Origin of the sequence: Roseibium algae (assembly GCF_037783265.1) — a bacterium.
Classification (GTDB): Bacteria; Pseudomonadota; Alphaproteobacteria; order Rhizobiales; family Stappiaceae; genus Roseibium; species Roseibium algae.
In genome coordinates this window covers 90,882-102,855 of sequence record NZ_JBAKIA010000004.1, presented here as the reverse complement: position 1 = coordinate 102,855, position 11,974 = coordinate 90,882, and the positions used below count along the sequence as shown (strand labels likewise).

The window sequence follows — 11,974 nt, the reverse complement described above, 5'->3', positions numbered from 1 at the left end:
ATACCATTCAATCAACACACATGAGGTACAGCGTGACCAACAAGGCGGAACAGGCGAACAAGGGTGTTGAGCAGGAAGCGCGGTCGCAGCGACGCCTCACGCCGTCTGGCCATGTGCCGTTGTATCACCAGATTTTCCTGATCCTGCGAAATCGGATTTTCGGTGGCGAGTTGTCAGAAGGCGACTTGGTTCCAGGGGAACAAGACCTGACCACAGAATTCGGCGTCTCTCGCATCACCGCCAAACGTGCCCTAAACGAACTGGCCGATGCCGGTCTCGTCGTGCGCGAACGCGGACGCGGCACCCGTGTTATCAAGCGTCTTTCCACTCCCGCAGTCACCTCTTCCATCGAGGGCTGGCTGGAAAATGCCTCTTTGATGGGCCAATCTACAAAGGCGCAGGTTCTGGATTTCGACTATGTGCCCGCAAGCGATGACATTGCACAGGCGCTAGAGCTTGAAACAGGAGCAGAGGTTCAGCGAGCCGTTCGAGTGCGCTGGCTCGGCGAGGAGCCGATGTCGTTTCTCATCACCTATGTGCCCGCAGACATCGGCCGACAATATGAGCGTTCTGATCTGGACGCAAAACCGCTGTTGCTTCTACTGGAGCGCGCGGGCGTCGATGTACGCTCTGCCCGTCAGACAATCTCAGCGACTCTCGCAGATTCTGAAGCCGCAGATGCCTTGTCGGTTCACGCAGGGGCGCCGTTGATTGAGGTGCGCCGCGTCGTGCGCGACAGCCGGGAACGCCCAGTGGAATACATCAGGGTGTTGTACCGCCCTGATCTTTATCATTTTGAGATGTCCATGCGCCGGGTCAGTGAAGAAGACGGCCCGCGCTGGACAGCTACAAGCCCGCCGCCAGTCCCGGCCGACGGCGGATAAAAAAACCAGATGGGAAACCGGGAAGCCAAGACCTGAGCAAGGTCCAATATGGGAGGTCTTTATGACCGATAAAATACAGCCGGCAGGCGTTGGCCGGCGTAATTTTCTGAAAACCACTGGCGCTGCTGCGCTGGGACTCGGCGTGACCGGATTTCCGGCTGTGCTGCGGGCACAGTCAGCAAAGGTCAAAATCGGCCTGATCCATCCCGTCTCCGGGTTTATTGCCTTTTCGGGCAACCAGTGCCGCGAAGGCGCACTGATGGCGATTGCCGACCTGAATGCCGCTGGCGGCATCAAATCAATGGGCGGAGCCCAGCTGGAAGCCATGCTGGCGGACAGTCAGGGCAAGCCTGACATTGGCGCTGCCGAAGTCACCAAAATGGCAGAAGCTGGTGTTGATGGCATCGTTGCTGGCTATGCCTCGTCGATCTCGCTGGCCACATCTCAGGAAGCAGCCAAAACCAACACGCCACATGTGGTTGACGTTGGTGTCTCCGACAAGATTGTCAGCCGTGGCCTGCCCAACACATTCCGCTTTGGCCCCGGCTACGGCAAGATTGCCGAGTTCGCTGTTGCCAATCTGGACACGATCAACAAGGCTGCCGGTTCTCCTGCCAAGACCGCGATGATCATTCACGAGGAATCGCTTTTTGGCACCGGGACAGCCAAATTGCTTTCGGCCAAGCTGCCGGAGAATGGCATTGAAGTCATCGATGTCATCAAGCACGCCAATCCAACACGTGACTTCACCAACATCGTGCTGCAGATCAAGTCGAAAAAGCCTGACCTGATCATCCCGGCCAACTACTACAATGAATACGTTCTCCTGGCACGGACCATGCGCCAGCAGCGCGTTGAAGCCATGGGCATCTATTCCGTTCTCGGCGGCGCGGCGTCCAACTACAAATTCGTCAAGGAATTTCCGGAAGCTGCCGAAAACATCATGGATTGTAACCACTGGTTCAATCCGAAATCTGAAATCGCTCAGGCGCGCAAGGCTGCCGCAGAAGCCAAGGGCCTCGTCTACACCTACGAAGTGTTCCTTGCCTATAATGCGGTCCTTGGACTGGCGGATGCGATCGAGCGAGCAGGCACGACCGACAAGGACGCCGTCAATGCCGCGCTCGCAGCGTCAACGATGGACATGTCCTATATGCCGTATGCACCGACCAAAATGGTCAACGGCCAGAACCAGGGCGCACAGCCAGTTAACACCCAGGTTCAAAATGGCGACATCGATGTGATTTTCCCTCAGGAATTCGCATCAGCCGAAGCCATTTTCCCGATGACATAAGCGTTGCGGACCTAACGCCGGGCGGCCCGCTGCCCGGCGACCAATTCATCCAACGATAGAACGGCCATGCCTGATATAAATATCCTTATACCGTCAGTCTTGAACGGGTTGACCACAGGTGCGCTCTACGCGCTGGTCGCCCTCGGGCTGACCTTGATCTACGGCGTGCTGCATATCATCAATTTCGCCCATGGCGCTTTGCTGATGATCGGACTCTATGCCGTCTATTTTCTCAACGTTCAATTCGGTATCGATCCTTATATCGCCCTTCTGATCGTACCCCCTGCCATGTTTGCGCTCGGCTATGCCCTGCAGCGCGGCATCATCAGCAGAGCGGGGCATGGCCGGGACGAAAACATCCTTCTGGTGACGCTTGGACTGGCCATCATCATCGAGAACCTGTCCCTCTTTGTGTTCAAGTCCGACACACGGGTGATCGACACGCCCTATTCTTTCGAAGTGATCGAGCTTTTCGGTGCTTTCCTGCCGCTGCCGAAAGTCATCGCCTTCGCCGGGGCTCTGATCACGGCGACCCTTCTTTGGCTGCTGATGGCCCGAACGGACCTTGGAAAGGCCATCCGGGCACTCGCCCAGGAGCCCAAGGGTGCCAAACTGGTTGGCATCGACACCGAGCATGTCTTTGCCATGAGCTTCGGTCTGGGCATTGCCTGTCTTGGGGTCGCAGCCTGTCTGTTGTTGCCCAGCTATTATGTCAGCCCTCATGTGGGGCATGGATTTGTCCTGATTGCCTTCACAGTGGTCGTTCTTGGCGGGATGGGATCCTTCGTGGGTGCCCTGATCGGCGGCCTGATCATCGGCGTTGTCGAAGCACTCGGTGGACTGTTTTTAGGCGAAAGCCTTGGCCAGATCGGCATTTTCCTGATCTTCATTCTGGTACTCATCTTCCGGCCGACCGGCCTTCTCGGGCACAAGGTGTAGGATCATGAGACAGCTTCAAATTCTTGGTCTTGTGTTTGCCCTGATCGCTTTTGCGCCATTGGTGATTTCATCCGACGCCTGGCTCAACCTTGTGATCATGACCCTTTACGCAGCGCTGCTCGGCCAGGCCTGGAATATCCTGGGCGGCTACGGCGGGCAGTTCTCCTTTGGACATGCAGCTTATTTCGGCACAGGGGCTTATACGGTCGCCGTGCTTCAGGTTGAAATTGGCATCAATCCGTGGCTCGGCATGATCGCTGGCGGGTCAATGGCCATGCTGGTCGCAGCGATCATCGGCTTCTCGACCTTCCGCTATGGCTTACGCGGGTCCTATTTTGCACTGGTGACGCTGGCGTTTGCGGAAGTCCTTCGGATCCTGTCCAACTCCGTGAACTTCACCGGGGCCGGTGTCGGGATCCTGATCCCGCTCGAACCGGGCGTTACCAATTTCCAGTTTCTGACCAAAGACGGCTACTTCTGGGTGATCTGGTTCATGACATTGGCGGCCTTTGCCACCGTGTGGTGGATCGGCAATTCGCGCTTTGGTGCACAGCTGATGGCCGTGCGTGACAATGAGGCTGCAGCTCGGGCCTTGGGCGTTCAAGCCTACCGGGTGAAAATGGGTGCGATCTTGTTGTCGAGCTTGTTTTCCGGGCTCGCTGGTGTGTTTTACGCCCAGTATTTCCTCTATCTGGATCCGGGCATCGCTTACGGTCCGGCGGTCTCGGTCGAAAGCCTTCTGGTGCCTATTATTGGCGGCATGGGCACCTTGTTCGGCCCTCTCCTGGGGGCGGTAGCGCTGCATGGCATCTCCGAGCTGACCCGGGAATTCATCGGCGACATCCCAGGCATCAGCCTTGTTCTATACGGCACGCTGCTGGTGATCATGGTGCTGTTCATGCCGCGGGGCCTTGCAGGCCTTGTGAACCGGCTGACGCCCAAGCCAAAGCGCATAAACCCTAAGACTGTGGAGCAGACCCATGCTTGAAGTCGACGGGATTTCCAAAGCATTCGGCGGCGTGCAAGCGTCCAACAACGTCAGCTTGAGTGTGCCCGAAGGGAAAATCACATCACTGATCGGCCCCAATGGCGCAGGCAAGACGACGTTGTTCGCGCTGATCACAGGCTTTCACAAGCCTGATGCAGGTCGTGTAACCTTACTTGGCGAAGACATCACCGGATTGCCGCCGGAAGTCATTGCGCAAAAGGGCATGGTTCGCACGTTCCAGATCGTCCAACCCTTTGCCGGACAGACCGTGCGGGAAAACATCGCGGTTGGGGCTCATTTGCGCATTCGTTCCCGCGCTGAGGCTCTGGCCAAGGCGGAGGCTGTCGCCGAACAGGTTGGACTTGGTGACAGGCTTGATATGGATGCCGCCTCGCTGACCGTTGCGGGGCGCAAACGTCTGGAAGTGGCCCGCGCGCTGGCGACCCAGCCCAAGCTTATCCTGTTTGATGAAGTTCTTGCAGGTCTCAACCCGTCTGAAATTCGCGATGTGATCCCGGTGATCAAATCCGTGCGCGAAAGCGGCGTGACAATCCTGCTGATCGAACATGTCATGCAGGCTGTGATGAGCTTGTCGGAATACACCTGGGTGCTGAACCAGGGAACATTGATTGCTGAGGGCGTGCCGTCAGATGTGGTGAACGATCCGCAAGTGGTCGAAGCGTACCTGGGCAAAGGTATGGCCGAGCGCATAGCCAAACAGGGGGCGCGCAATGCTTAACGTCAGCGGGCTTCGCAGTGGCTATGGTTCGGTTGAGGTCCTGCGCGGCGTTGACCTGGATATCCAGCAAGGCGAGATCGTCGCTCTGCTGGGGTCCAACGGTGTTGGAAAGACGACATTTTCCGCCGTCCTGTCTGGCCTGATCAAGACCTGGGGCGGGACAGTGCGTTTCAAGGACAAGGAAATCCATGGTTGGAGTGCTCAGGCCATCGTCGACTGCGGGCTGATCCACGTTCCGGAAGGCCGTCATATCTTTCCAAACCTGAGCATTCGAGAAAATCTCGAACTTGGCTCCTATCGGCGCGGCAAACCCAACCGGGCTCGCAATCTGGAACATGTCGTCGAGATCTTCCCCCGTTTGCGCGAACGCTTTGGCCAAAAAGCGGGAACCCTGTCCGGCGGCGAACAGCAGATGCTGGCCATTGGCCGGGGCATGATGGCGGAACCGGAGCTCTTGATCCTGGATGAACCATCCATCGGCCTCTCTCCCTTGCTTGTCGAGGAGATGTTCGATCTGATCAAAAAGCTCAATTCAGAAGGTCTGACGATCTTGCTCGTCGAGCAGAACGTCCTGCAATCTCTGGAAATTGCGAACCGCGCATTTGTCATGGAGAACGGCGAGATTAACTTGTCGGGCAAAGCATCTGATCTGATCGACGATCCGGAATTGCAGCGCTCTTATCTGGGGCTTGCATGATGGCAACCACGCTCGCACAAAAGATCATCTGCCGTGCAGCAGGACGTGATGCGATCACTCCGGGCGAGGTCGTGACCGCCAGGGTCGATCTTGCAATGCTCCATGATTCAGGTGGCCCACGCCGGGTTGAGCCAATCCTCAAGGATCTGGGCGTTGGCCTGTGGGACAAGAACAAGGTCGTCCTGATTTCTGACCATTTCGTTCCGGGCGATACCGATGAAGGTGCCCATATTCTTGAGCTTACCCGTCAGTGGGCCAAGGAGCGCAAAGTCGCTTTCCATGATGGTGAAGGCATCTGCCACGTGGTGTTGCCTGAACGCGGACATCTGAAGCCGGGCATGTTCGTTGTTGGCGGAGACAGCCATTCGCCGACGGGCGGTGCCTTCGGCACTTATATGTTCGGTGTTGGCGCAACCGAAATGGCTGGCGTACTGGCCACAGGCGAGATCTGGATCAAGATGCCTGACACGATCTTGATTGAATGGCAGAACCAGCTCTGCGAAGGGGTGACCGCCAAAGACATGATGCTGGCGCTCTGCGGCAAGCTCGGCATGGACGGCGGGCAGTATCAGGCCGTCGAATACACTGGCGACGCCATTACAGCCCTTTCGATGCAAGAGCGGATGACCTTGTCCAATATGGCCGCGGAACTCGGCGCACAAGCAGGCCTGATCGCGCCAGATGAAACCACCGCAGCCTACCTTGAAAGCGTTGGGTCCAGCGCGCCGGATTGGCAAGGTTTGCGGACGGATCCGGGCGCAGAGCTGCTTGCGCATCACGTCTTTGATGCAGCAAAGCTTGCCCCGCAGGTCGCCGCCCCCCATTCGCCTGCCAATGCGGCAGCTGTAACCGATATATCCGATACACCCGTCGATGTTGCCTACATCGGAGCTTGCACCGGGGCCAAGTACATCGATCTCAAGCGTGCGGCCAATATCTTGCGCAATCGAAAGATTGCCCGCCGCATCGAATTGATGGTCGCCCCGGCGTCCCGCAAAGATCAGGACCGGGCCACGTCCGAGGGCATCATGAAGGTGTTTGAGGATGCGGGAGCCCAGATCTTGCCCAATGCCTGCGGCATCTGCGCGGGCTATGGCACCAGTCGGCTTGGCGAGGATGTCACCTGCATTTCCTCGACAGCGCGGAACTTCAAGGGCCGTATGGGCGCAGCATCTTCCAAGGTCTGGCTCGGCTCACCGCTGACAGTCGCGGCCTCTGCGATTGCCGGAAGGATTGTCGACCCGCGAGACTTTCTCAGGGCTGAGGAGTGCGTGTCATGAGTGGCCGCGTTTTCCTCTTCGGCGACAACATCGATACGGATGTTCTGGCACCCGGACAATACATGAAGGGCGGCATCAAGATGATCGCAGCCCATTGCCTTGAGACCGTTCGTCCGGACTTTGCCGGTTCAGTCCGTTCCGGCGATGTCCTTGTAGGGGGCCGGAATTTTGGCATGGGTTCCTCGCGCGAACAGGCAGCCGAAGCGCTCAAGCACTTGGGCTTGTCTGCCGTCATAGCCAAATCCTTTGCCGGAATTTTCTATCGCAATGCGATCAATCTCGGCCTGCCGGTTTTGATCGCCCATGATCTTGACGCTGTTGCCGACGACGACACCGCCGACCTTGATCTGGACGCTGGCACTTTAAGGCTGGTGGACCGGGATAAAACCATAAAGCTGGAACCACTGCCCGACAATCTGAAGCGAATGCTCGCAGATGGTGGACTGGTGCCGCATTTAAAAAAACGCTTCACGGCGGAGCGTGAAAGGGAGACGGGCTTATGAGCCTGAAACAAAGACTGGCCAAGCAGCCAATCCTGCTTGCACCGGGTGTCTATGACGCGCTGACAGGTCTGATTGCAGAGCAATCGGGAGCAGAAGCAGTGTATCTGTCTGGCGCGTCCATTGCCTATACCCGTTTCGGACGGCCAGACATTGGCCTGGTCTCAATGAGTGAAGTTGCCGACACAATCGCAGCAGTGCGCGACCGGATCGAACTGCCCATCATCGTTGATGCAGACAATGGCTTCGGCAATGCGCTCAATGTTCAGCGCACAGTACGAATATTTGAACGCATGGGGGCCAACGCCCTGCAGCTGGAAGACCAGACCCTGCCCAAACGCTGCGGTCATCTGGATGGCAAGACGCTTGTGTCCAAAAGCGAAATGGCCGGGAAGATTCGTGCAGCCTGTGACACTCGCACCTCCGAAGATACTTTGATCATCGGGCGCACAGATGCCATCGCAGTGGAAGGTTTCGAGGCCGCGTTAGACCGGGCAGAAGCTTATGTCGAAGCAGGCGCGGATATGCTCTTTATCGAAGCGCCGCAGTCGCTGGAACAAATGCGCGAAGCCGTCTCCCGGTTTGCCAGCCGCGTGCCATTGATGGCCAATATGGTCGAAGGCGGGAAAACGCCGATCGTCAATGCAGCAGGCCTTGAGGATCTCGGCTTCAGCTTCGTGATCTTCCCTGGCGGGATTGTAAGGGCAATCGCATCAACTGCGTATGACTACTACTCCAATCTGATCGAAAATGGCTCGAACGAAGCCTTTCGGGAACGCATGTTCGACTTTGCCGGGCTTAACAGTGTCATCGGCACACCAGAGCTGCTGGCAAAAGGCAAGAAATACGATGAGGAAGGCAATTGATGGCAATCGATCCGGTCACGCTTGCGATCCTGAAAGGACGCCTGGAACAGATCGCGGATGAGATGGATGCGACTTTGTTCCGCTCCGCGTTCAATCCGATTATCGCCGAGGCACATGACGCCTCTCATGGTATCTACGACGCCATCACCGGGGAAACCCTTGTGCAGGGTAAATCCGGGCTACCGATCTTCGTCGGCGTGATGGCTTTTGCCGTGAAAGCCGTTATCGAAAAGGCGGCCAAACAAGGCGGCATCAACGAGGGCGACGTCTGGATCTTCAACGACCCATACGATGGCGGAACCCATTTGTCCGATTTTCGGCTGGTCAAGCCGGTGTTCCGGGATGGCAAGGTGTTCTGCTATCTCGCGTCTGTTGGCCACTGGCATGATGTCGGCGGCAATGTGCCCGGCAACTATAATCCAGCGGCAACAGAGTGCTTTCAGGAAGGCATGTTGATCCCGCCGGTCAAACTCTATGACCGTGGTGAATTTCGCCAGGACATCGTTGATATCCTGTCTGCCAACTCACGCTTGCCGCTGTCGCTGTATGGCGATCTCAACGGTCAGATCAACGCGCTGGAGCTGGGCGAAAAGCGCATGAACGCGCTGCTCGATGAATATAAGGACGCAACGGTCGCGGACTGTCTGGTTGAGCTGAAAACACGAGCCGCACAGATGATGTGGGCGCAGATCTCGGAGCTGCCATCGGGCACAGTTTCAGCTGAAGATTTTCTCGACAATGATGGCATCGTTGACGAGCCGCTTAAGATCGCACTTGATCTGACCATTGATGGCAATCGGATGGTGCTCGACTTCACCCGCTCGTCTCCTGCCTGCGCTGGCCCGGTCAATATCTCCCGCTCCACCGCGATTGCGGCTTGCTACGTTGCATTGAAGCACATCTTCGGCGACGTACCAGCCAATGCCGGTGTGCTGGAGCCGGTCGAGTTCCGGATTGACGAAGACTCTCTCTTGTCGGTCAAAGCACCCAAGCCGGTCGGGGGCTATACAGAAACCATCATGCGGCTGATTGACGTCATCTTTCAGGCTGTCGCCCAGATCGCGCCGAAAGATGCCATGGCCTGCGCTTATGGCACGATCAACGCCCTGTCACTGGCCGGTCACCGCGCCAACGGTCAACGCTGGGTGATGTTCTCCTTCTTCGGCGGTGGCCACGGGGCACACTCGCAAGGCGATGGCCTCAATCATGGCAACGCACCGATTTCCACCGCCACCATTCCCCCTCTGGAAATTCTGGAGGCAGCCTATCCGGTCCGCTTTACCCAGTGGGCGCTGCGTCCGGATTCTGGCGGCCCTGGCGAATATCGCGGTGGCCTTGGCGCTGTCTACGAGATCGAGCTTCTGGAAAAACAAGCCGATGTCTTCCTCTTCGGTGAGCGCGGAAAGTTTGCGCCAGCGGGCGTGGTCGGCGGACATGCAGCTGCCCCCAACCGCTTTCAATTTGAACAGAGTGATGGTTTCCACACACCGCCAATGGCCTCTAAAATCGTTGATATCGACATCGAACGCGGCCAGAAGCTGAGACTGGAAAGTCCTGGTGGCGGTGGCTATGGCGATCCGCTGAAACGCGCGCCTGACAGCGTGGCGAAAGACGTTCGCCTCGGCATCGTTAGCCCTGATCAAGCCAAGAGCGAATATGGCGTTGTCCTGTCATATGACGGCTCAGTCGATAGCGCTGCAACAGATAACCTGCGTTCCAGTGAGGCAGCGAAATGACCAAACCGGCTTATGTTATCGGTGTCGATGTCGGTGGAACCTTCACAGACGTCTTCATCCTGGATGAGGCGAATGGAACTGTCAGTACCACCAAAGTGCCCTCAACCCGCGGAGACCAATCCAAGGGCTTCGTTGAAGGCATCGGCCGGAAGGTTGATGACTTCGGCCTGATCTCCACCGTGGTCCACGGCACGACCGTTGGCACCAACGCGCTGCTTGAACGCAAGGGCGCGCGAACCGGCATCATCACCACGGAGGGCTTTCGCGACGTTCTGGAAATGCGTCGCCGGGACCGCCCGACAACCTGGGGCCTGAAGGGCAGCTTCACCCCGGTGGTTGATCGGACTGATCGCGTTGAAGTCAACGAGCGTGTCCTCGCCGACGGATTGGTTCTCCAAGCCGTGGACGAAGCGCAGGTCAAGACGCAGGCGTTGGCCCTCGCCGATGCCGGATGTGAGGCCGTCTGTGTTTTCTTCATCAACGGCTATGCCAACAGTGACAACGAGCAAATCGCCGTCGAGGCCGTGCGCTCGGTCTGGCCGAATGCCTATGTCACCTCAGCGACCGAAATCCTGCCCGAAATCCGCGAGTTCGAGCGGCTGTCTACGGCAACCCTCAACGCCTATCTGCAGCCCGTCGTGTCGTCCTATCTGGACCGGCTGGAAACAGGCCTTGCCAAAAAAGGCTTTGGCGGCGACATCCTGATCGTCCAGTCGAATGGCGGCGTCATGTCCATAGACACCGCCAAGCGTTATCCGGTGCGCACCGCCCTGTCGGGTCCCGCCGCAGGTGTGATAGCCGCGACTGCAATTGCCAAGGCGGCCGGGTTTGACAACATCATCACCTGCGACATGGGCGGCACCTCCTTTGATGTCTCCCTGATTGCAGGCGGCGAAGCAGCACTTGCAGCCCAGACAGCGATTGATTTCGGCATGGTGGTGCGAACGCCCATGATCGAAATCACGACCATTGGTGCCGGTGGTGGATCTATTGCATCCGTCGACAAATCCGGCCTGTTGCAGGTTGGACCAGAGTCTGCCGGATCGGATCCGGGGCCTGTGTGTTATGGACTGGGCAATGATCGTCCGACCGTGACTGATGCCAATGTCGTTCTTGGTCGTATCAATCCGGACCGCCCAATTGGCGGCAAGCTGGACCGGCTTGATGTGGATGCGGCGCGCCATGCCATCAAGGTCCATATCGCCGATCCGCTTGGTCTTGGCATTGAAGCAGCAGCCGAAGCGATCCTCAAGCTGGCCAATGCCAAGATGGCCGGTGCCATTCGTCTGGTGTCCATCGAAAAGGGGCACGACCCGTCGAAATTCGCGGCCATGCCATTCGGTGGTGGTGGTTCCCTGCACACCGGGGCCTTGATCAAGGAAGTTGGCCTTGGCTCCGCATTGGTACCGCGTTTCCCTGGCGTGACGTCTGCGCTCGGCTGCGTTGTCGCTGACATGCGCCACGACCGGGTCCAGACCGTCAACCGACTGCTTGACCAGATCGATGCCGATCAACTCGGCGCGGAAATGGAGCGCGTCGCCAATGACACCGAGAAACTGCTGGCAAGCGCAGGTGTTGCCTTTGCCGCCGTCGACCGGGTCTATGAATTCGACATGCTTTACCTTGGGCAGACCCACACGGTCAGCGTGCCGGTGACGATCCCGAAAGCTGGTCTGACCCTTGAAGCCATTCGCGTCGATTTCGAAGCAGCCTATATGGACACTTACGGACGTCTTCTGGACGGGATCCCGATGCGGGTGATGAACTATCGCATCGCCGTTGTTGGACGCCGCCCTCAGCTGGATATGTCCGTCTTTGCACCATTGGACGGAAAACCGGCGGACGCCTGCCGGACCGGCAGCCGGACGGTTTATGTTGATGGCCAATCCCATGAGGCTGGCATCTACGAGCGACTGGACCTTGAGATCGGCGCCCGTATCGCAGGACCTGCGCTTCTGGAGCAGGCGGATACGACCATCTTCGTCGATCCGGGATTGGCTGCGGTCGTTGACAGCTTTGGCAATTTGATCATCACACCGGTGGAGTGAACC

Annotated in this window: 11 protein-coding genes; all 11 read left to right on the top strand. The window is 57.8% G+C overall.

Going from position 1 to position 11,974, the window contains the following annotated elements:
- Window positions 1–32 precede the first annotated feature (32 nt).
- The gene (locus V6575_RS06850) at window positions 33–884 is read left to right on the top strand and encodes a GntR family transcriptional regulator (RefSeq protein ID WP_340273462.1); all 852 of its coding nucleotides are present in this window, start codon (window positions 33–35) and stop codon (window positions 882–884) included.
- A gap of 61 nt (window positions 885–945) precedes the next feature.
- Window positions 946–2,178, top strand: coding sequence for an ABC transporter substrate-binding protein (locus tag V6575_RS06845; protein ID WP_340273460.1), 1,233 nt, complete (start codon window positions 946–948; stop codon window positions 2,176–2,178).
- 66 nt (window positions 2,179–2,244) lie between these two features.
- Window positions 2,245–3,117: a branched-chain amino acid ABC transporter permease gene (locus tag V6575_RS06840; protein ID WP_340273459.1), complete on the top strand. Its 873-nt coding sequence runs from the start codon at window positions 2,245–2,247 to the stop codon at window positions 3,115–3,117.
- A 4-nt stretch (window positions 3,118–3,121) separates the two neighbouring features.
- Window positions 3,122–4,105, top strand: a complete 984-nt coding sequence (locus V6575_RS06835) for a branched-chain amino acid ABC transporter permease (RefSeq protein WP_340273458.1) — start codon at window positions 3,122–3,124, stop codon at window positions 4,103–4,105.
- Window positions 4,098–4,844 (top strand): ABC transporter ATP-binding protein, encoded by a 747-nt coding sequence (locus tag V6575_RS06830; RefSeq protein WP_340273457.1) that lies wholly within the window; start codon window positions 4,098–4,100, stop codon window positions 4,842–4,844. Before V6575_RS06835 ends, V6575_RS06830 begins: the two co-directional genes overlap by 8 nt.
- Complete coding sequence (locus tag V6575_RS06825) at window positions 4,837–5,541, top strand: ABC transporter ATP-binding protein (protein WP_340273456.1); 705 nt, start codon at window positions 4,837–4,839, stop codon at window positions 5,539–5,541. The genes V6575_RS06830 and V6575_RS06825 overlap by 8 nt, the downstream gene beginning before the upstream one ends.
- Window positions 5,538–6,821: a 3-isopropylmalate dehydratase large subunit gene (locus tag V6575_RS06820; protein WP_340273455.1), complete on the top strand. Its 1,284-nt coding sequence runs from the start codon at window positions 5,538–5,540 to the stop codon at window positions 6,819–6,821. The genes V6575_RS06825 and V6575_RS06820 overlap by 4 nt, the downstream gene beginning before the upstream one ends.
- A complete protein-coding gene (locus V6575_RS06815) occupies window positions 6,818–7,324 on the top strand; it encodes a LeuD/DmdB family oxidoreductase small subunit (RefSeq protein WP_340273454.1) in 507 nt (168 codons plus the stop codon). Before V6575_RS06820 ends, V6575_RS06815 begins: the two co-directional genes overlap by 4 nt.
- Entirely contained in the window at window positions 7,321–8,187 is an 867-nt protein-coding gene (locus V6575_RS06810) for an isocitrate lyase/PEP mutase family protein (RefSeq protein WP_340273453.1), read from the top strand. Before V6575_RS06815 ends, V6575_RS06810 begins: the two co-directional genes overlap by 4 nt.
- Window positions 8,184–9,923 (top strand): hydantoinase B/oxoprolinase family protein, encoded by a 1,740-nt coding sequence (locus tag V6575_RS06805; RefSeq protein ID WP_340273452.1) that lies wholly within the window; start codon window positions 8,184–8,186, stop codon window positions 9,921–9,923. Before V6575_RS06810 ends, V6575_RS06805 begins: the two co-directional genes overlap by 4 nt.
- Window positions 9,920–11,971, top strand: a complete 2,052-nt coding sequence (locus tag V6575_RS06800; RefSeq protein ID WP_340273451.1) for a hydantoinase/oxoprolinase family protein — start codon at window positions 9,920–9,922, stop codon at window positions 11,969–11,971. Before V6575_RS06805 ends, V6575_RS06800 begins: the two co-directional genes overlap by 4 nt.
- Window positions 11,972–11,974 lie beyond the last annotated feature (3 nt).